Raw genomic sequence first — 20050 nt, forward strand, 5'->3', positions numbered from 1 at the left:
CAAAAGTACAAACTAAAATATAAGAAAGCAAGACGTAAAAATTTAACTACTTATTTTTCTCGTAAAAAGGAATGTTTGGGTCAAAAATTTCCGATAACAATTTTTCTGCGTAATCTCTGTAAATTTCAATAACTTGCGGGGTTATTTCATAATCTATTTCTCTTCCTTGTTTGGTATGAAATTTTATTAATCCCTGATTGAGGTTCTTAAACGAAAAATTTCCTACAATCATATTCTTCTGATTTTGATTCTGTTTGCCAAACATATAAGCGTAGGTAAGTAATTGGAAAGCTTTACTATACTTGAAATCAGTGATTAACAAATCCCAATCGGAAACGCAAACGTTATTTTGATTTACCTTTCCCGTTTTATAATCGATGATATGCAAAACGCCGTTTCTTAAATCAACGCGGTCAATAATTCCTTTGAAATGAACAGGGAAAGGCAAAATTTTGCTTTCAAAAGGAACACTTAATCGCTGTTCCAAATGCAAAACTATAATTTCAGTTCCTTGACGAATTTCAGCAATTTCAAGGTCAAGAAATCGATTTACATATTCATAAATAACATTGAAAATCAGTAAGTTTTTCCCGTTTTTGAATTCGGAATTTTTGTATTTTTCCAAAAAATGTTTTTCAATTAAAGGACGTATTTTAGGACGCATTGCCTTGAAATGGTCTTCCGTTAAGATTTGCTTGAGTAACGGTTTGTATAAATCTTCCAAAGTTCCGTGAACGATATCCCCAAAGGTGCGAGCTTCTACCGTTTCCTCAACATCTCTTTCTTCGTAAACTTGAAGGATATTTTGCTGATAGAAAGTAATCGGATTCAGAATGTAATTCGTTAAGGAAGAGGGAGATATGCCTTTTTCTGAAATTTCTTTGAGGCGTTCCAAAATATCATCAGTTTTTGGAATGATAATCTTCGGAACCACAGCAGGATACACCTCGGGGGCTTTTACCTGATGCGTAATTTGGTGCGTAGGAATTCTTTCGGCAAGCAATTGTAAAATAAATCGGCTTTTTTCTTTGCTTTTCAGTCCGCTCATTTCGGTATCGTAAATCAGGTGTATCTTTCTGGAACGCTGTAACATACGATAGAAATTGTAACTGTAAACAGCATCTTTTTCTTTGTAAGTGGGCAGTTCTAAAAAATATTTCACATCATACGGAATGAACGAATTTCCACTTTTTCCCAAAGGAAGAACACCTTCATTTACCGAGGTTATGATAATGTTCTCAAAATCCAAACTTCGACTTTCCAAAACTCCCATAACTTGCAGTCCTTCAAGTGGTTCTCCAACAAAATTCAGAGAACTTTTCTGCAAAACATCCAAATAGAAATGATATAAAGATTTTACCGAATCAATATGACCAAATTTATTTTGAAGTTGTTTTAACTGATTGAATAACAAATAGAAACGATACAGAAATTCCAACGTAAGTGTATGTTTTCCATCTTCATTATTTGTTTTCTGTTTGATACTATAAATTAGAAATAAAGCATTGTCAATCAGTTTGTTAATTAGGTTTTCATCTTTCTCTGGGAATAATATTTCGATGAATTCTTTTTGAGTGTCAGGGGTTGCTTCCAGAATTTTTTCCCGAGTTAAATAATTCAAATTGCGTTCTTTTATGAAGTCCGAAATTTTGATTATGGCTTCCTCTGTGAAAATATTTTGCAAAAAAGGTTGCGAAATGAGGTTTAAAACATCTTTATAATAGAAATTCTTTGACAAATGTAGCCTAAAATAACCCGTAAAAAGGTCATTAAGAGGCGTTTGCTGCAACGGATATCCCATTGTTATATTAACCGATGTGTTAGGCTTAACCGATTGTAACATAGGAATTAACAGATTTTCATCGGCAATGATTAAAGCTGTTTTTTCCAATTCGCTGTAGGGCGTATTTTTGAGAAGTTCGGCAACTTCGTGGGCTTGGTTGATGCTCTTCGGAACTCCTGTGATGTGAATTTCTTTTTCTTGTAAATAACTATTATTCAGCCATTTTGGTTGGTTTGTTTCGTAATATTTCCAATTTTTTATGTATTTTCGGATAAAATAGCCTGCATCGTGTTCTTCCGATTTTATAAAATATTCATCAATATCCCAATAAATTTCTGATTTTGAATCTATTAAAATGGAATGAATGATTTTTTGTTCTGCTTTTGATAAAGCATTGAATCCCACGAAAATGTGAATTTTATTGGTGTTATTCTGGATATAGTGAGGTAATTTTTCAACTGCTTTTTTGGCAATAAATCCTGAATATCCTTTATTTAATGAGGTAAGTTTTTCATTAAGAGCAAAATAGTAGTCGCCCAGCGTGTTCCAAAACTCGAGGTGTTTTTTTTGCATTTCGGTTAGCTCATCTGCCCCCGACCAGTGTTCAGCCTCTTTGAGTGCGTGTATGTATGGAAAAATTTTTTCAGGTTGAACTAAATATTGGTCAATTTCACTAAAATCTTTCAACAGTGTTTGTCCCCACCCGATAAATGTTTCAAAATCATCAGGTTCTTTCTTGCAAACAGATTTGTAAGTATCGTAGAATTCAAACAAAAGAGGCAATTCTCCAAAACTTTCTACTCCCGAAATTCGAGAAAAGAACTCCGAAATGCCGATAAATTCAGGAGCGATGCTTGTTTTGCGATTAAGTTCCGCGAAATATTTCTTCAAGAAAAGAGCAGGACGCTTTCCTGAAGTTACAAAAACCAGATTTTCAATTTCGTTGGGAAAATTCTCCAACACATCAACGACTACATTTTTTAAATAATTCATTTTTATAGCTACTAATCTGTTTATCAGGAATAAAGAGCTTCAAAGCAAGAAGCAAATCGAATTTTAGCAAAAATATGATTATTTTGAAAAAATGAGCGAAAAACAAGCAACAAATTTCTTGTAAAAAAGGAAAAACACTCCAGAAATTTTATTTGGGAGTGGGAACTATACAATCAGCATCGGCTTTAATCATCAAGTTCATATTTGATGGAGAAATGTACGGAATTCCCAAAGCAAGCCCACGAAGGATGAATAATCCGCCAATGATAATAATTACAAAAGGAATTGTTTTTTGAATATATTTTTTCGTTTTTTGGCTTAAAAAATTTCCCAAATAAATAGTAGCGGTCATCAAAGGGACAGTTCCCAGCCCGAAAGCAAGCATATAAATTGCCGAATGACTTAATTCAGCTTGAGCCAGTGCCCCAAACAAAGCCATATAAACCAATCCGCAAGGTAGAAATCCGTTGAAAAAACCAATAAAAAAGATTGAAAGAGCGTTTTTGTGCTTAAGTTGTTGTGAAAGAGCATATTTCACTTTTCCTATCAAGAAATAAATTGGTTTGGTGAAAAGATTCATTTTCACGTTTACAAAGGAAAGAAGCACAATCAAAATCATCAATGAACCTACAATGATGGAGAAAATCTGTTGATATTCCCTGATAAAAAGCCCTCTTCCGAGCAACCCGAACACCAAACCTAAAGACACGTAAGCCAACGCTTTCCCGATGTGGTAAGAGGCGATTTGAAAGGCTTTTTTGACAGGTTTTCGATGCTCAAGCGGAAGAATTAAAGTTAAAGGACCACACATTCCCACACAATGAAAACTTCCCAAAAAGCCCAATATAAAGGCAGTATAAAACATTATTCTATGGTAATATTTTTGATAGAAATGTACTCGTTTTTATTGAAAGTGTAATTTACTTCAACGTTCCAACGTCCTTTGGATAAAACATTTATCGGGATTAACATCTGTTTGTTTTTCAATTGTAAAGGAATTCTGAAGTCTCTTTTTTGGTCAGAAGGACGATAGAAAGAAACAGTTCCTGCTACATTCTCCTCAGTAATTTTGCTTGGGAAAATCAAAGTAATTCCTTCCGAAGAAGGCTTTATTTGAACTGTCATCTGTTCTTCTTCGGTTTTCTTTGCCTTAATCATCATATTTTGGTATGATAATTCTTTTTTGTAGTAATCTTCGGTTACAAAATCGTGGTCATATTTCTTGTTAATTGTCATATTAACAACAAAATACATTATAAAAGCGATAAAGATTACAAAAGCAATCACAATTCCTGTTCCCCAACTTATTTTCATATATTTTTCTTTTTTGTAAAACAAAGTAACCTAAACAAAAACGAATTTATTTTTTTGTTTTTTCCCACGAATATTTAAAAATATCCGAAGATGTACGGGATTTTTCCATAAACTTGGTCAATTTCTTTATCATTTTAGGGTATTTTTCCGCTATATTGTTCGTTTCCGAAGGGTCTTTACTCAAATCGTAAAGCTCAATGGGGGCATTTTTGTCTTTATCTACATTTACCCTTACTGCTTTCCAATTTTTATATCTAACAGCTTGTTTTCCACCGAATTCATAAAATTCCCAGTAAAGATATTTGTGTTTTTTCTGTTTTTTATTTCCTTTGAGCGTATTCATAAACGATATTCCGTCAATCGGGTCGTTTTTGTCTACGCGAACGCCTGCCATTTCAGCAAAAGTAGGATAAATATCCCAAAAAGCTCCTTGAAAATTACTCTTAGTATTAGCCGGTACGGTTCCTTTCCACTGTACGATGAAAGGTTCACGTATGCCTCCTTCGTATAAATCACGTTTCACACCTCGATAAATGCCACTACTTTGAAAATAAGCTACATCTTCCATAGTTCTGCCTCCTTCTATATGTGTGCCGTTATCGCTTGCAAAAATGATAATCGTATTTCGGTCGATGCCCAACTTTTCCACCAAAGTTGAAATTTGTCCCACATAATCATCTATTCCGTTAACCATTGCAGCATATGCCGCTTTGGGGAATTTTTGAGGTCCGTAATGTCCTCCTTTAAAGTTCTTTTCGTTAGGATGAATACTATTTTTATTTTCATCTAATTGTTTTTTCATATAGTGCTGTGCAACAGAAAGTTCTGCGTGAGGAACGGTCAATGACAAGTAAATGAAAAACGGATTTTTACTCGCATTATCTTTGATGAAATCAAGTGTTTTGGTTATAAAAATTTCATTGGCGTATGTTCCTTCGGCAAGTGGCTTTCTTACTATTTTTCCATCTTCAATACAATCAATAGCGTCAGGTGTTTGGGAATGAGCTTCCATATGGTGAAGAAAACCTGCAAAGGCATCAAAACCACGTGTGAGAGGTGTACTTCCACTGTCTTTGAGTCCCATTCCCCATTTTCCGAAAATAGCATTCTGATAGCCGGCTTCTTTCAAAAGTTCAGGAAAAATTTTCTTGTTTTCGTCTAATGGAAATTCGCCGTTTCCTCTTACTTTCGTACGTCCGGTGTGTTGTCCTGTAAGCAAAGAGGCTCGTGAGGGAGCACAAACGGTACTTCCCGCATAAAAATCCGTGAAGGTCATTCCTTCATTGGCAAGTTTACTCAGGTGAGGCGTTTTCACGATGCTCTGTCCGTAGGGCTCAATATCGCCATATCCCATATCATCAGCCAAAATAAAAATAATATTCGGTTTTTGTTCTTTTTGAGCCACCAGAATCCCACTGAACAAACACAATAGAAGAGTAAAAATATTTTTCATTATGAGAAGTGTTTTTTAATATTTGCAGAAATATTTACTAAAAAACGTATCTGACTCAGCAAAAGACAGATACGTATTCCAAAGAATTATATTTGTGGAGAAGATGGGGCTCGAACCCACGACCTCTTGCATGCCATGCAAGCGCTCTAGCCAACTGAGCTACATCCCCAAAAGTGGGGCAAAGATATGATAAAAAATTGAATAAAATCACTTATCGGAGGAAAAAGATTGTACTTTTTTCAGGAAAATATTGATATGTAACTTTGGTTGCTGTCAAACCCAAATATGCGATTTATTTTTGCCCCGTAAAACATCAAAAAGTATGGAAACAGAGATTTTGGGGTATGCTTTGGCTACTTTAATAGGAATTTCTTTGGGGCTGGTAGGTAGCGGAGGTTCTATCCTTACTCTTCCTATTTTAGTGTATTTGATGGGAGTAGAGCCAATTTTAGCTACGGCATATTCGTTATTTATTGTTGGAGTTACATCACTTGTGGGAGGAATTAAAAATGCTTTTCTGAAAAGGGTCGATTTTAAAAGTGTATTTATTTTTGGAGTGCCTTCCGTTTTGGCGGTTTATTTCAGCAGGGCTTTTTTATTGCCTTTGATACCCGACGTTCTTTTCAGAATAGATTCGTTGGTTTTTACCAAATCAATGGGTTTGATGGTTCTTTTTGCCGTAGTGATGATTTTGGCTTCGGTTTCGATGCTTCGTCCAAGAAAAAAATATCAGCAAGATGAAGAAACTGAAATACGTTACAATTATCCTATGATTTTGTTGGAGGGCGTAGCTGTAGGCGTGCTTACTGGGCTTGTCGGGGCTGGCGGAGGGTTTTTGGTGATTCCCGCTTTGGTGCTTCTTGCCAAAATGCCTATCAAACTTGCCGTAGGAACGTCTTTGTTTATTATTGCGATAAAGTCAATATTGGGCTTTATAGGCGACTTACAGAATTATTCCGAAATCATTGATTGGAAATTGCTTATGATTTTTTCGGTTCTTTCCGTTTTGGGGATTTTCGTAGGGATATTTCTTTCCGGAAAAATCGATGGAACTCGCTTAAAATCCATTTTCGGGTGGTTTGTTTTGGTTATGGGAGTTTATATCTTTGTAAAAGAATTATTTCTGTAGAAAATATTTGACGTAAACACAATTTAAAAGAATATTAATAGATTAATAAAGAAGATTATGATAAAGAAAGTTATTTGTACAATCCTAAGTTTGTTGGGATTATGCACAGTTCAGGCACAGAAAAATAATATAAAATCAAATACTATGAAAGTAGAACAAATTTATACGGGATGTTTAGCTCAAGGGGCTTATTATATTGAAAGTGAGGGAGAGGCAGTTGTGATTGACCCGCTTCGAGAGGTGAAATCTTACATTGAAAAGGCAGAAAAGAACGGAGCAAAAATCAAATATGTGCTCGAAACGCATTTTCACGCCGATTTTGTAAGCGGGCATCTTGATTTGGCAAACAAAACGGGAGCTACTATCGTTTTCGGACCTACGGCAAAGCCTCATTTTAAGGCTCACGTGGCGGAAGACGGCGAGATTTTGAAGGTAGGTAAAGTCCGCATTAAAGTAATTCACACTCCGGGGCATACGATGGAAAGCACTTGTTATTTACTTATCAATGAGAACGGAAAAGAAGTGGCTCTATTCACGGGAGATACTCTATTTATAGGTGATGTGGGGCGTCCTGACTTGGCTCAGAAGGTAATAGCCGACTTAACTCAAGAAAAATTAGCCGGACATTTGTACGAATCGTTGCATAGTAAGATAATTCCGCTTTCCGATGACATCATCGTCTTTCCGGCACACGGCTCAGGCTCGGCTTGTGGCAAGAACATTAGCAAAGAAACGAGCGACACGCTTGGGAATCAGAAGAAAACCAATTACGCACTTCAGCCAATGACAAAACAGGAGTTCATCGTGAAGGTATTGGACGGCTTGATGCCTCCTCCCGAGTATTTTCCTGAAAATGTGCTGATGAATATCAAGGGATATGAGAGCATTGACCAAGTATTGAAAAAAGGGCTCAGAGCATTGTCGCCCAATGACTTTGAAAAGGAAGCAAACCTAACGGGAGCTTTGGTGTTGGACACGCGTGCTCCGCAAGTATTCGCCAAAGGACACATTCCTAATGCGATAAATATTGGCATTGACGGAAGTTTTGCTCCGTGGGTGGGCGCATTGATTCCGGACATCAAACAAGAAATCCTTATCGTGGCAGAACAAGGCAGAGAAGAAGAGGTAGTAACCCGATTGGCTCGCGTAGGTTATGACAACAGCATCGGTTTTCTTGAAGGAGGATTTGAATCGTGGAAGCAAGCAGGAAAAGAGATGGATAACATAGAGTCAATCACGCCTAAAGAGTTGGCTAAGAGAATGAAAGACAATCCCGAAATCCAAATTTTGGACGTACGCAAGCCTAACGAACATATTTCTGAGCACGTGATAGGTGCAAAGAACACACCGCTGGATTATATCAACAACTATGTTTCTGAAATAGATAAAGGTAAAACGTATTTTGTGCATTGTGCAAGCGGTTACAGGTCTATGGTGTTTATTTCTATCCTTAAAGCGAGAGGTTATCACAATCTGATTGACGTGCAAGGAGGATTTAAGGACATAAAGGCATCGGAAGAGCTGAAAATTAGTCCGTTTGTGTGTCCGACAACCTTATAAATCGCCTTATTGTGGCACTTTGCCGAGATAAAGAACAGCCAGTGGAATAAAATTCCTAATATAAAGGCTATATAGCTAATTCACTTTGAATTACTGAGTTTTAAAATCCTCCTTTTTAAGGAGGTGTCCGAAGGACGGAGGATGTTACATTAAAATCATATCTCCCTATTCCCTTTCAAAGGGGGAATTGTAGTGATAAATTATTTTAGTTAGCTATATCGTTTAAATATGTGTTCATAAATGATGAAAATCCCTGAGGAAAAGCAATTTTCTGTCAGGGATTTTCTGTTATAAAGCCTGTTCATATCATCAAGGAGTTTAAACCGATGAACCTAAAAAAATGAACCAAAGCACGATAATCTGTAAAAATATTACTACCTTTGGAAAAAAATAAGATTATGACAACAGACAGACAAAACGGTTCATTGTACACCAAGATTGAAAATAAAGTTGCCATCATTGAGTTTGGGCATCCCAATGCGAATTCTTTTCCGTTAGAACTTTTGGAACGGCTTGCCAAGGAATTGAAATTACTTTCCGATAATCCTGAGGTTTCTCTCATTTTGCTTAAGAGCGAAGGCGACCGAGCCTTTTGTGCAGGGGCTTCGTTCGATGAACTGCTGGCAGTGGAAACTGAAGCAGAAGGCAATCGCTTTTTTAATGGCTTTGCGAATCTTTTTCTGGCGATGCGTGAATGCAAAAAGCTCATCATCGGGCGGGTACAGGGCAAAACTGTTGGCGGAGGAGTGGGACTTATCGCGGCGTGTGACTATGTATTCGCTACCGAGGCGGCAACCATTCGCTTATCGGAGCTTTCGCTCGGGATTGGTCCTTTCGTGATTGCTCCCGTAATCCTCAGAAAGACGGGACAAGCAGCACTTAACGAACTTTTTATGGCTCCCGACCAATGGAAGAACGCCTATTGGGCTCAACAGAAAGGACTTTACGCACGAGTGTTCGAAAACAATAAGGAAATGGACGAAGCCATTGAATATTTCTTGGAGAAGTTGTTACAATCCAATCCCGTAGCACTTTCCGAAATGAAACGCATCACTTGGCAGCACACCGAGCATTGGCTCGAGGAGCTTCCGAAGAATGCCGAAATCTCCGGAAAGTTGGTACTTTCCGAACAAACCAAACAAATGTTAGCAAAATTCAAAAATCGATGATACTTTTATTACAAAACCCACAGCAGGAACAGCATTTAGAACAAATCAAACAAAAAATTGCTGAAGCTCCCGATAGTACTTATGAAATTAGTTTAATAATAGGTAGCTTTCTTCCTGTTATTGTACTAAGTTTGCTTGCGTACCTTTTATATTCATATATGAAAAACCGAGCAAATAAAGACCCTGAAATGTTTGATTGATTTTTTTACGAAAAAATTAATTGTACAATACAAAATAAAGTCCGTACAGATGAAAATAAACCTCGTACAGGGTAAAATGAAGTCGGTACAATAGGAAATGAAGTGCGTACAGAGCAATATGAAGCCCGTACAACGGAAGATGAAGTAAGTTTATAAGAGAATTATGCTCGTACGATAGGAAATGAAGCGATTTTCTGTAGAAAAATAGCTTGTTTGGAATGCTTTTTGCTATAAAATAGATATAAAATAAAAAGAAAACTAACGTCTAACGAAAAAAATGATGATTATGGGGCAAAAAAGACTCACTCTTGAAGGGTTCCACAATTACGGAGCCATTTTTGAAAACATCAGCAAGAACGAACTGCTGAAAAACGAGCTGGCAGAGTACGGCTATGACGACCAAGAAATCGCTAAAGGAAAAGCCCTTTACGATAATGCAGCACAAAAACTCGACCTGAACAAAACCGAATCCGCCGAAGAAAAAATGGCGTACGATGCGTTCAGCAAAAAGTTTGAGGAGCTGAAAAAAACATACACCACCGACCGCAAAAAAGCGAAAATCATCTTCAAAGATGAGGACACCATCCTTGCCGTGTTGGCAGTTAAAGGCATTATGAGCATCCGCATCGGTGCAATGCTTGATGACATCGATACTTTTTACAAGCAATTGCAAGCAAGGGAGGAACTTCGCACGCCTCTGAAAAGACTCAAAATCACCGATGAGCATATCGCCGAGCAACTTAAAGCCCTAAATGAGGTACGACAGGCATATCTGCAATATACCAACGAAAAAGGGGAGAGCCAGCAGGCAACGAAGAACAAAGATACTGCCTTTGCTGAGTTAGAGAAGTGGGTACGTGAGTTTTACAGCATTGCCAAAATCGCTTTGGAAGACCAGCCCCAATTGCTGGAGAGCCTTGGCAAGTTTATGAGAAATTAATTTAACGGAAAGACGCTCAACAGGGCGTCTTTCATTGTGTTTGGAACATTTGAAAGCAAGTAATCCTTTGGAATAAATAAAAAATTGTAAATTTGTACCAAACAAATCGAAGTACTAAACAGACTTGCGTTAAAAAGTATAAAATTCTGTGATGTAATGGGCGTTGTCAGGCTGAGCGAAGTCGAAGTCCTGTGCGTAAATGGCTTCGACTTCGCTCAGCCTGACATCCTAACCGATTGTACGTCTGTTACAATGCTTGAACAATATTTAGTAAATTCAATTCGTAACGAAAATAATAATTAACAATCCAGAACAATAGATATAAGAAAAAACATATCAATGATTTTTATTGTTCTTGTTTAGGTTTATTGGCATTGGAGATGAAGCGTTAAGAAAATCAATGAATGTAGCGTAGAAAATATCCATTGTTCGAAGCGACCGCAGGGAGCAAGTTTAGAGATTTTGTCGGAAGCCGACGACTAACTATCAATGCCTGTGCGGTTCGCACTTTGATTCCTTTTCATCTAAAAGAAAAGAATAGAGAAAGAAGAAATTCGGATAAAATTTAACACAATTACAAGTAGAAAAATTAATTAACAATATAGACCAATAGACATAAAAAAAAACATATTAATGATTTTTATTGTTCTTGTTTAGGTTTATTGGCATTGGAGATGAAGCGTTAAGAAAATCAATGAATGTAGCGTAGAAAATATCCATTGTCCGAAGCGACCGCAGGGAGTAAGTTTGGAGATTTTCAGCGTAATGAATGTGATTTTTAGCGAAATATCCAAAGCCTTGATTTTTGGTTCTTTTCATCTAAGGAAAAGAATAGAGAAAGAAGAAATTCGGATAAAATTTAACACAATTACAAGTAGAAAAATTAATTAACAATATAAATTAACACGTATGAAAAGAGGTATATTAGCCATTGCCTTGGCTTTTGCGTTGGTTTCCTGCGAGGAAAAGAATCCGTATGCTGAAACTCAAAACGTAGCGACTGATTATGCGGTGGTTCCGCTTCCGCAGAAGTTGGAAATCCAAAACGGACGTTTCCTTTTGAATGGAAAAACAAAGGTTTATTTTGACAACGAGCTTCAAAAAGAAGCCGAGTTCTTGAAAGAGTACATCAAATTGCAAACCGGAGTTGATGTTACCTTCGGAACAGAGGGGAAATTTGAAAAAGGTATTTTCCTACACATCGACCAAAGAGTTTCTGAGGAAGAAGGTTACAAAATCGACGGAAATTCAAAGCTGATAACCATTAGCGGTAACAATGCACAAGGGGTTTTCTACGGATTGCAAACCCTGCGCCAAATGATTAAGGAGGTAACTACCGAAAAAGGTGAGGTACATTACGTTATTCCTTCCGTAAAGATTGAAGACGCACCTCGTTTTGCTTATCGCGGAATGCATCTGGACGTAGGGCGGCATATGTTCTCAATGGATTTCATTAAAAAGTACATCGACTTGCTGGCGTTGCACAAAATGAATCGTTTTCACTGGCACTTAACCGAAGACCAAGGCTGGCGACTTGAAATTAAGCAGTACCCAAAACTAACCGAAGTGGGGGCGTGGCGTGAACAGACCGCCATTGGCAAGAATTTTCCGGGAGCTGCCAAAGATGCTGTCTTCAAAGGCGATGGAAAACGCTACGGAGGCTTCTATACGCAGGAACAAGCTCGCGAAATTGTAAAATATGCCGCTGACCGTCATATCACGGTCATTCCCGAAATCGATATGCCCGGACATATGCTTGCCGCTTTGGCTGCATATCCCGAACTTGGTAACGGAACAGGTCCTTACAAAGTGGGCGAATACTGGGGAATCTTTGAACAAATCTTAGCACCGAAGGAAGAAACCTTCCAGTTCTTGGAAAATGTGCTTACCGAAGTGATGGATATCTTCCCAAGTGAATATATTCACATCGGGGGTGATGAAGCACCGAAAAAAGAGTGGAAAGAGTCTGCACAAGCTCAGGAAGTTATCAAACAATTGGGATTAAAGGACGATACAGAGCCAAGTCCTATTGATGGGAAGAAACATACGAAGGAAGAGAAGCTACAAAGTTATTTCATAAGCCGTATAGAGAAGTTCTTAAACAGTAAAGGACGGCAAATTATCGGTTGGGACGAAATTTTAGAAGGTGGATTAGCCCCTAATGCTACCGTGATGAGTTGGCGAGGCGTGGAAGGTGGAATTGCAGCCGCCAAAGCAGGACATAAAGCCATTATGACCCCTGGTGGATATTGTTACTTCGACCATTATCAAGATGCAGTAGATGCAGAGACCAAACAACCTTACTTGAGCATCTGTTGCCTTACCACTGTCGAGAAAACATACTCCTACGACCCCGTACCTGCTGAATTTACTGCTGAACAAGCTAAACTCATTTGGGGAGTGCAGGCAAACCTCTGGACGGAATACGTACATTCCCCCGAACAAGCCGAATACTTGGTAGCACCGCGTATGACAGCCCTTTCCGAAGTGCAATGGACACCCTTAGCACAGAAAGATTACAACCAATTTAAGGAGCGTATCTCTTCTATCAGAAACATCTTTGATATAATGAAGGTAAATTACGCAAAACATATGTTTGACGACAAAAAATAAGTTTTCATATGTTTCGAATCCCTTTCAATCATAATGTTGGAGGGGATTCATTTTTAAAACAACCAAAATAAGTCTTTTTTCTAACTTCTTTTTTAAGAAAACAGCAAAGAAAGAATGAAACAAGAAGTACCTAAAATAATTATAACTAACCCATTTTGAATTGTCACTATTTTCAAGAGTGATTTTCGACCTTGGAGACGAAGCGTTAAGAAAATCAATGAATAGAACGCAGGAAATATCCACTGTTCGAAGCGACCGCAGGGAGCAAGTTTGGAGATTTCCAGTGAAATGAATTGATTTTTAGCGGAGTATCCAAAGTCTTGAATTTTTGGTTCTTTTGTTTCAAGACAAAAGAACGGAAATAAAAAAGACAAGCTATATAGAGTTAGTTAGACCATCAACCCTAAATACAAAAAATATGACAACAAAACACTTCATCACAAGCATCATCGGGGTTTTCCTCGGAATTCTTTTGGTAAAAGCCCAGCCCAATTATAAACCATCACCCGAGAACCTAAAAGCTAGAGAAACATTTCAGGACGATAAGTTCGGAATCTTTATCCATTGGGGAATTTACAGTATGCTCGCTGATGGTGAGTGGGTTATGCACAATAAAAATCTGCATTGGCAAGAATATGAAAAGATAGCTAAGGGTTTTTATCCTGCAAAGTTCAATGCAGCCGAGTGGGTTTCCGCCATTAAGGCTTCGGGGGCGAAATACATTACAATAACTACCCGCCACCACGACGGATTTTCTATGTTCGATACGAAACACTGTGATTATAACATCGTAAAGGCAACACCTTTTGGGCGTGATATCATCAAAGAAATTGCACAAGAATGCCAAAAGCAGGGAATACGTCTGCATTTGTACTATTCGCATTTGGATTGGCGTCGGGCTGATTATTATCCTTTGGGACGTACCGGCAAAGGCACGGGAAGAACCAATCACGGCAAGTGGGAAGATTATCACACCTTTATGAATAACCAACTTACTGAACTTCTTACCAATTACGGCAAGATAGGAGCTATCTGGTTCGACGGAATGTGGGATAAAGACATTTATCCTGACGGAATGACCGCCAAAACGTGGAATCTGGACGAGCAATATAAACTCATTCACGGCTTGCAGTCCGCTTGCCTTATCGGAAATAATCATCATATCACGCCTTTTGTCGGAGAAGACATTCAAATATTTGAACGTGACCTCCCTGGTGAGAACAAAGCTGGATTATCAGGGCAGGATATCAGTCGCCTACCGCTGGAAACCTGCGAAACAATGAACGGAATGTGGGGCTATAAAATTACTGACCAGAATTATAAGTCCACCAAAACGCTTATTCAGTATTTAGTTAAAGCAGCAGGCAAAAATGCTAATTTACTGATGAATGTAGGGCCAGAAGCTAATGGAGAAATCCCTGCCGTAGCCGTGCAACGCCTTAAAGAAATGGGACAATGGATGCAAACCTACGCACCTACCATTCAGGGGACAAGAGGAGGAGTTGTCCCACCGAGCCATTGGGGAGTAACGACTCAAAAAGGGAAGACATTATACGTTCACGTGTTGGATTTGACTGACAAAGCCTTATTTTTGCCTTATTCGGGCAATAAACTTATCAAAGCCGTTGAATATAATGGCAAAAAAGCGATTAAATTTACTCAAGATAAAGACGGAATACTGCTAAAATTCCCAAAAACACCTGAATCTCCCGATTATGTGTTGAAACTTACCTTTGAAAAAGAACTTCCAACCCGATAAAAGATGAAAAATCAGTCGGTAAATAGGAGAAAAAGGATTGTAAGTACAAAAATTAACATATGAATACAGAAAAAGAAGAGCAAAACGAACATACATCAGTACAAGAAACCACTTTGGAAATCCGTTTGGATAATTTGGAACACAATGTAAACTTCCTGAAAAGCAAATTGAAAGAAAATACGCTATTTATGGCGGTGGTAAAGGCGTTTTCATACGGGAATAATCATTGTGAAATAGCCAAATATTTGGAAAAAAAGGACTTAGCAGATTATTTTGCTGTGGCTTATGCCTCGGAAGGTGTTGAGTTACGCAATTCGGGAGTAACAAAGCCTATTTTGGTGCTTCATCCGCAAGTGGCACATTTTCAAGAAATTGTAACGTATGAGTTAGAACCTACTTTGTATTCATATCGAACCTTGGAAGCATTCCTTGATTTCGCTACGGATAAAAATTTGGATAGTTATCCTGTTCACATTAAGTGTAATACGGGAATGAATCGCTTAGGGTTTCTTCCAGAGCAAATTGAAGATGTTTGTCAGATTTTATCAGATAAAAAGCAAGTCAGGGTAAGAACGGCATATTCGCATTTGTTTGCTTCGGAAGACAAAAACGCTGAAGATTGTATGCAGGAACAAATTCGTAAATTTGTTGAATGTCAGAAAATTATTGAAAAATATTTTCCATATAAGGTGTTGTATCATAATTGTAATACTTCGGGAATTTTGAACTATCCGCAGGCACATTTTGATATGGTTCGCAGCGGAATTGGGATGTATGGTTTTGGGAATGATGCTGAATATCAGCCGAATTTCCGTCCGATAACCATTTTAAAAAGTTTGATTTCTCAAATTCACGATGTTCCCAAAGGCGGATATGTGGGGTATAACTTTGGTTTTCAGGCTGAAATCCCTACTCGAACAGCAACTATTTCGGTAGGGCACGCCGACGGACTGAATAGAATTTACGGCAAAGGCATTGGTTTTGTGTATATTAACGATAAAAAAGCTCCGATTGTGGGCAATGTTTGTATGGATATGCTGATGGTTAATATTACGGAAATTGATTGCAAGGAAGGAGATGAGGTAATTATTTTTGATGAAAAACACACTTCCGAAATTCTCGCAGAAACGGCACAAACCATTTCATATGAGCTAATTACATCGCTTTCCCGAAGGATAAAACGCGTGTACGTAGAATAGTTTTTTCAGATTTTTTTATCAATAAGTTTGGTAGTATAAAATATTGTTGTATATTTGCACCCAGAAATCGCGGGATAGAGCAGTAGGTAGCTCGTCGGGCTCATAACCCGAAGGTCACAGGTTCGAGTCCTGTTCCCGCTACGAGGTTAAAAAAGAGTGATTTAAAAATCACTCTTTTTTTGTTTCTACTCAATATTGAACTATTTCAATTTCCTTGCGGCTATATTCGTGTTCAGAGTGGTGAAAAGCACGATAGTAATGGAGCTCAACGGCATCAGAATGGCTGCTACCAAAGGAGACAAATGTCCCATTACAGCAAACGAAACCCCTATAATATTGTACAGAAATGAAAGCATAAAACTTCCTTTAATAATCTGTATTGATTTTTCGGAAAGCTTTAAAAAAGCCCTCAAATCACCAATTTTGGTAGAATCCATAATTCCGTCACAAGCAGGAGAAAACACATTTACATTTTCGGCTAAGGCAATTCCTACATCGCTCTGTTTCAACGCTCCGGCATCGTTTAGTCCGTCACCTATCATCATTACTTTTCTGCCTTCTTTCTGCAATAATTCGATATAATTTAATTTGTCATCAGGCTTTTGGTTGAACAAAATAGTGGAATTGGAAGGAAGTAATTTTTCCAACGTATCTCGCTCACTTTCATTATCTCCCGAAAGAATTACCAACTTATATTTACTTGCTAAAGATTTGAACAACTCTGAAATTCCCTTTCGGTAAGAATTGCTGAAAATGAAACAACCTTTGTAGATTCCGTTTAGCGAAATATGCACACTTGTTTTCAGATTGTCTTTGTCTATTTCCTTGCCAATAAATTTTGCTGAACCTATTTTAACAAAAACGTCACCAATTTTGGCTTCGATTCCTTTTCCTGTGATTTCCTTGAAATTATTAATGAAATTTGAAGTGTCCGAAACAGTTAAGTAATCATAAATTTGCCTACTAAGCGGATGGTTGGAGTTTCGTAATGTCTTTTTTATAACTATCTGTTCCTCAGGTGTTAATTCTGTTCCTTCGTAAGTCAAATCCGATTTGTTGGCAGTGGTAATTGTTCCCGTTTTATCGAAAATAATCGTGTCGATTTTTGCCATTTTTTCAATAACCTTGCTGTTTTTCAGGTATAATTTACGTTGTCCGAAAATACGCAACATATTCCCCAAAGTGAACGGAGCAGAAATAGCCAATGCACACGGGCAAGCGATAATCAAAACCGCGGTGAATACATTCAAAGGCATCACAGGCTCGGCAAGATTTTTATATGCCAAATAAATCCAAACGAACAAAGAGATAAAAGATATTGCTAAAATTATGATTGTGAAGTATTTACTAACTTTATCTGTCAGGGTTTTGAATTTGTCGTCCTTATCTTTACTGAAAATTTCATTACTCCAAAGCTGAGTTAAATAACTTTGTGAAATTCCTTTAAGTGCTTCAATTTCAATGGCTCCTTGCGTTTGTTTTCCTCCTGCAAAAAGCTTATCTCCGCTGATTTTTTGAACAGGATTGGCTTCACCCGTCACAAAACTGTAATCGATGTGAGCTTCTCCTCGAATCAAGATAGCATCTACGGGTATAAGTTCTTGATTTCTAATTAGTAATCTATCTCCTTGAGCAATATCGTAAACTTGAACGCTTTCCTCTTTTCCGTCAGGGAGAATTTTAGTAATTCCGATGGGAAAATAACTCTTATAATCTCTTTCAAAGGAGAGAAAACTGTATGTTCGTTGCTGGAAGAATTTTCCGATTAAAAGCAAGAAAACCAAGCTGTTCAGGCTGTCAAAAAATCCTTGACCGGAATCCGTAAAAATATCGTAGCAACTACGAACGAACATAGCCAAAATCCCCAAAGCCAAAGGAATATCAATATTTAAAATCTTGCTTCTGATGCCTTTATATGCCGAAATAAAATAATCCGAAGCCGAGTAAAACATCACAGGCAAGGACAGAAAAAACATTATCCAACGAAAGAAAGGTTTGTATTGTTCAATCCAAAACTCGTCTGCTTCAAAATATTCAGGAAAAGAAAGTAACATTACATTCCCAAAAGCAAAGGCAGCTACACCTAATTTGTAGTAAATCTGTCGGTTAGGTTTGTTTTTCTTCGTCTGATAATCTTCCAAGCTGATGTATGGAGAATAGCCAATGTGAGCCAATAACAACACTAATTCCTTAAGAGAAACTTTGTCGGAATTGAAGGTAATACGCACTGTTTTTTGAGGAAAATTAACCACAGAGCCTCCCACTGCGGAATGCAATCTGTCTAAATTTTCAAGCACCCAAATACAGGAACTACAGTGAATATGAGGAATGTACAGATTTACAATTTGAATATTTCCGTCGTTAAATTCAAGCAACTTTTCTACGATTTTTTCATTGTCCAAGAAAGAATATTTTTCTAACGATTCTTCAGGGCGAGCTCCCGGATTTTGCTCAATATCGTAGTATGAGGATAAATTATTTTCTGACAGAATTTCATAAACCGTTTTGCAACCCAAACAACAGAAGACCTTGTCGTCTGCCGAAAGTGGTTCGTTATCAAATTCATTTCCACAATGATAGCAATTCATATTTAGTGAGTTTGTTCACTTTGCACAGGTGAAAAAGTTAGTTTAAGCAAAGTTTTATTTCTTCGCAAAGATATGATAATTATCATAAAAAATTTTATCTTTGCGATAAAATACAAGAACATATGAGTAATCAAGCGGATACGAAGTGCGAACATTGTTTTGTAAGGCATCAAAAAATGCTAAGAACGCTCAATGATGGTGAACTTCGGGTTATTTCTGAATGCAAAACGGCTTCAATAATAAAAAAGGGTAAAGTTATTTTTGAAGAAGGTGATGTACTCGCAGGTGTTTATTGTATTAAAGAAGGAATTTGCAAACTTAGTAAGCTGAGTGCCAACGGGAAAAGCCAAATTGTTCGTTTTGTCGGAAAAGGAGATATCTTGGGGCAACGCAGCGTTATTGCTCGCGACCCTGTGAATTTGAGTGCGATAGCTCTGACCGATATGAGAGTTTGTTTTATTCCGAAAGAGGAAGTATTTAATTTTTTTGCAACAAACGTAGGGTTTTCCGTAGAAGTATTCCGAAATGTGTGTGATGAATTGAAGAAAGCCGACAACGCGATTGTTGATTTGGCACAAAAGACTGTAAAACAGCGTTTAGCAGATACGTTACTTTTCTTAGAAAATAATTTCGGAACCGACGAACAAGGTTATATCAATATTCAACTTTCACGTGAAGAAATTGGAAATATGATAGGTTCTGCAACAGAATCACTCATCAGGATGCTTTCCGAATTTAGTAAAAATAAATGGATTGAAACGCGTGTGAAGAAGATTAAAATACTGGATAAGAGAAAATTGGAAAAAGTATCGTTAGGGAACTAATGATGCAAATTTTCTAAAAAATACACGAAAATGAAAATACTGTATTTACACGGATTGGATAGTTTTCTGCAAGATGACCGAAGAGAAGTTTTGCAGCAATATGCAACGGTTTTTGCTCCTGTTTTGGACTATAAAAATACGCCTAATCTGTTTCAAACCTTGCAGGAAGAATACCACGATGTAGATGCTATAGTTGGGTCAAGTGCCGGAGGATTAGTAACTTACTATTTAGCTCAAGCCTTGCAAAAACCCTGTTTGTTGTTCAATCCCGCGTTGGCTTTCCGCAGTGAAATGCCCATCGTTACGAATTTCAATCGCTCATACTCCCAGTATATGCAAATTGTAATCGGGTTGCAGGATGAGGTTATTCTGCCTTGGCAATCTTTGGAATTACTTCGTGACGATATTTCTGAAAATCAGAATGTTGAAATCCACTTAATTAACAAAATGGAACATTCTTACCCGATTGAAATTTTCCGAAAAGAAACCGAATTCTTCATAAAAATGATTCACCAAAACTTATAGA

General features: G+C 37.6%; 17 protein-coding genes and 2 tRNA genes. 12 read left to right on the forward strand and 7 right to left on the reverse strand.

What is annotated here, in order from left to right; genetic code table 11:
* Positions 1-46: 46 nt before the first annotated feature.
* The 5 genes from CGC58_RS07920 to CGC58_RS07940 all read right to left on the reverse strand — a co-directional run bounded on the left by CGC58_RS07920 (position 47) and on the right by CGC58_RS07940 (position 5712).
* The gene (locus CGC58_RS07920) at positions 47-2776 is read right to left on the reverse strand and encodes a PD-(D/E)XK nuclease family protein (RefSeq protein WP_095896238.1); all 2730 of its coding nucleotides are present in this window, start codon (positions 2774-2776) and stop codon (positions 47-49) included.
* 148 nt (positions 2777-2924) lie between these two features.
* Positions 2925-3641, reverse strand: a complete 717-nt coding sequence (locus CGC58_RS07925; protein ID WP_095896239.1) for a sulfite exporter TauE/SafE family protein — start codon at positions 3639-3641, stop codon at positions 2925-2927.
* Entirely contained in the window at positions 3641-4090 is a 450-nt protein-coding gene (locus CGC58_RS07930) for a FixH family protein (protein ID WP_095897159.1), read from the reverse strand. The genes CGC58_RS07925 and CGC58_RS07930 overlap by 1 nt, the downstream gene beginning before the upstream one ends.
* Before the next feature lie 46 nt (positions 4091-4136).
* A complete protein-coding gene (locus tag CGC58_RS07935; protein ID WP_095896240.1) occupies positions 4137-5543 on the reverse strand; it encodes an arylsulfatase in 1407 nt (468 codons plus the stop codon).
* A 95-nt stretch (positions 5544-5638) separates the two neighbouring features.
* Positions 5639-5712: transfer RNA gene (locus tag CGC58_RS07940), tRNA-Ala, on the reverse strand.
* Between the two features lie 153 nt (positions 5713-5865).
* Between CGC58_RS07940 and CGC58_RS07945 the strand changes: the two genes are divergently transcribed.
* The 6 genes from CGC58_RS07945 (at position 5866) to CGC58_RS12695 (ending at position 10844) form a co-directional block, all read left to right on the forward strand.
* Complete coding sequence (locus CGC58_RS07945; protein WP_095896241.1) at positions 5866-6672, forward strand: sulfite exporter TauE/SafE family protein; 807 nt, start codon at positions 5866-5868, stop codon at positions 6670-6672.
* A gap of 144 nt (positions 6673-6816) precedes the next feature.
* Complete coding sequence (locus CGC58_RS07950; protein ID WP_095897160.1) at positions 6817-8232, forward strand: MBL fold metallo-hydrolase; 1416 nt, start codon at positions 6817-6819, stop codon at positions 8230-8232.
* A 398-nt stretch (positions 8233-8630) separates the two neighbouring features.
* Positions 8631-9401: an enoyl-CoA hydratase/isomerase family protein gene (locus CGC58_RS07955; protein ID WP_095896242.1), complete on the forward strand. Its 771-nt coding sequence runs from the start codon at positions 8631-8633 to the stop codon at positions 9399-9401.
* Positions 9398-9601 (forward strand): hypothetical protein, encoded by a 204-nt coding sequence (locus tag CGC58_RS07960; RefSeq protein ID WP_095896243.1) that lies wholly within the window; start codon positions 9398-9400, stop codon positions 9599-9601. The genes CGC58_RS07955 and CGC58_RS07960 overlap by 4 nt, the downstream gene beginning before the upstream one ends.
* 286 nt (positions 9602-9887) lie before the next feature.
* Complete coding sequence (locus CGC58_RS07965; protein WP_095897161.1) at positions 9888-10541, forward strand: hypothetical protein; 654 nt, start codon at positions 9888-9890, stop codon at positions 10539-10541.
* Between the two features lie 156 nt (positions 10542-10697).
* A complete protein-coding gene (locus tag CGC58_RS12695; RefSeq protein ID WP_157909233.1) occupies positions 10698-10844 on the forward strand; it encodes a hypothetical protein in 147 nt (48 codons plus the stop codon).
* A gap of 327 nt (positions 10845-11171) precedes the next feature.
* Here the strand turns inward: CGC58_RS12695 and CGC58_RS07970 are convergent, their stop codons facing one another.
* Positions 11172-11360: a hypothetical protein gene (locus CGC58_RS07970; RefSeq protein ID WP_095896244.1), complete on the reverse strand. Its 189-nt coding sequence runs from the start codon at positions 11358-11360 to the stop codon at positions 11172-11174.
* A gap of 90 nt (positions 11361-11450) precedes the next feature.
* Between CGC58_RS07970 and CGC58_RS07975 the strand changes: the two genes are divergently transcribed.
* The 4 genes from CGC58_RS07975 (at position 11451) to CGC58_RS07995 (ending at position 16253) form a co-directional block, all read left to right on the forward strand.
* Entirely contained in the window at positions 11451-13154 is a 1704-nt protein-coding gene (locus tag CGC58_RS07975; protein WP_232748814.1) for a beta-N-acetylhexosaminidase, read from the forward strand.
* 418 nt (positions 13155-13572) lie between these two features.
* Positions 13573-14913: an alpha-L-fucosidase gene (locus CGC58_RS07985; protein WP_095896245.1), complete on the forward strand. Its 1341-nt coding sequence runs from the start codon at positions 13573-13575 to the stop codon at positions 14911-14913.
* A 59-nt stretch (positions 14914-14972) separates the two neighbouring features.
* Positions 14973-16112, forward strand: a complete 1140-nt coding sequence (alr, locus tag CGC58_RS07990; protein ID WP_095896246.1) for an alanine racemase — start codon at positions 14973-14975, stop codon at positions 16110-16112.
* Positions 16113-16180: 68 nt separating this feature from the next.
* Positions 16181-16253: transfer RNA gene (locus CGC58_RS07995), tRNA-Met, on the forward strand.
* Positions 16254-16312: 59 nt separating this feature from the next.
* On the opposite strand, the gene CGC58_RS08000 is transcribed toward CGC58_RS07995, so the two are convergent.
* Positions 16313-18700, reverse strand: coding sequence for a heavy metal translocating P-type ATPase (locus CGC58_RS08000; RefSeq protein ID WP_095896247.1), 2388 nt, complete (start codon positions 18698-18700; stop codon positions 16313-16315).
* A 122-nt stretch (positions 18701-18822) separates the two neighbouring features.
* On the opposite strand from CGC58_RS08000, the gene CGC58_RS08005 reads away from it, so the two are divergent.
* Together CGC58_RS08005 and CGC58_RS08010 are read left to right on the forward strand one after the other, a co-directional pair.
* Positions 18823-19524 carry a Crp/Fnr family transcriptional regulator gene (locus CGC58_RS08005; RefSeq protein ID WP_232748815.1) on the forward strand — a complete coding sequence of 234 codons (702 nt, stop codon included), beginning with the start codon at positions 18823-18825 and terminating at the stop codon, positions 19522-19524.
* A gap of 30 nt (positions 19525-19554) precedes the next feature.
* The gene (locus CGC58_RS08010; RefSeq protein ID WP_095896248.1) at positions 19555-20049 is read left to right on the forward strand and encodes a YqiA/YcfP family alpha/beta fold hydrolase; all 495 of its coding nucleotides are present in this window, start codon (positions 19555-19557) and stop codon (positions 20047-20049) included.
* Position 20050 lies beyond the last annotated feature (1 nt).

It is taken from the genome of Capnocytophaga stomatis, from assembly GCF_002302635.1.
GTDB classification, from domain to species: Bacteria; Bacteroidota; Bacteroidia; order Flavobacteriales; family Flavobacteriaceae; genus Capnocytophaga; species Capnocytophaga stomatis.

Coding starts and splice junctions, on each gene's coding strand:
- CGC58_RS07920 (WP_095896238.1), bottom strand. CDS start 2,776: ATGAATTATTTAAAAAATGTAGTCGTTGATGTGTTGGAGAATTTTCCC.
- CGC58_RS07925 (WP_095896239.1), bottom strand. CDS start 3,641: ATGTTTTATACTGCCTTTATATTGGGCTTTTTGGGAAGTTTTCATTGT.
- CGC58_RS07930 (WP_095897159.1), bottom strand. CDS start 4,090: ATGAAAATAAGTTGGGGAACAGGAATTGTGATTGCTTTTGTAATCTTT.
- CGC58_RS07935 (WP_095896240.1), bottom strand. CDS start 5,543: ATGAAAAATATTTTTACTCTTCTATTGTGTTTGTTCAGTGGGATTCTG.
- CGC58_RS07945 (WP_095896241.1), top strand. CDS start 5,866: ATGGAAACAGAGATTTTGGGGTATGCTTTGGCTACTTTAATAGGAATT.
- CGC58_RS07950 (WP_095897160.1), top strand. CDS start 6,817: ATGAAAGTAGAACAAATTTATACGGGATGTTTAGCTCAAGGGGCTTAT.
- CGC58_RS07955 (WP_095896242.1), top strand. CDS start 8,631: ATGACAACAGACAGACAAAACGGTTCATTGTACACCAAGATTGAAAAT.
- CGC58_RS07960 (WP_095896243.1), top strand. CDS start 9,398: ATGATACTTTTATTACAAAACCCACAGCAGGAACAGCATTTAGAACAA.
- CGC58_RS07965 (WP_095897161.1), top strand. CDS start 9,888: ATGGGGCAAAAAAGACTCACTCTTGAAGGGTTCCACAATTACGGAGCC.
- CGC58_RS12695 (WP_157909233.1), top strand. CDS start 10,698: ATGGGCGTTGTCAGGCTGAGCGAAGTCGAAGTCCTGTGCGTAAATGGC.
- CGC58_RS07970 (WP_095896244.1), bottom strand. CDS start 11,360: ATGAAAAGAACCAAAAATCAAGGCTTTGGATATTTCGCTAAAAATCAC.
- CGC58_RS07975 (WP_232748814.1), top strand. CDS start 11,451: ATGAAAAGAGGTATATTAGCCATTGCCTTGGCTTTTGCGTTGGTTTCC.
- CGC58_RS07985 (WP_095896245.1), top strand. CDS start 13,573: ATGACAACAAAACACTTCATCACAAGCATCATCGGGGTTTTCCTCGGA.
- alr (WP_095896246.1), top strand. CDS start 14,973: ATGAATACAGAAAAAGAAGAGCAAAACGAACATACATCAGTACAAGAA.
- CGC58_RS08000 (WP_095896247.1), bottom strand. CDS start 18,700: ATGAATTGCTATCATTGTGGAAATGAATTTGATAACGAACCACTTTCG.
- CGC58_RS08005 (WP_232748815.1), top strand. CDS start 18,823: ATGAGTAATCAAGCGGATACGAAGTGCGAACATTGTTTTGTAAGGCAT.
- CGC58_RS08010 (WP_095896248.1), top strand. CDS start 19,555: ATGAAAATACTGTATTTACACGGATTGGATAGTTTTCTGCAAGATGAC.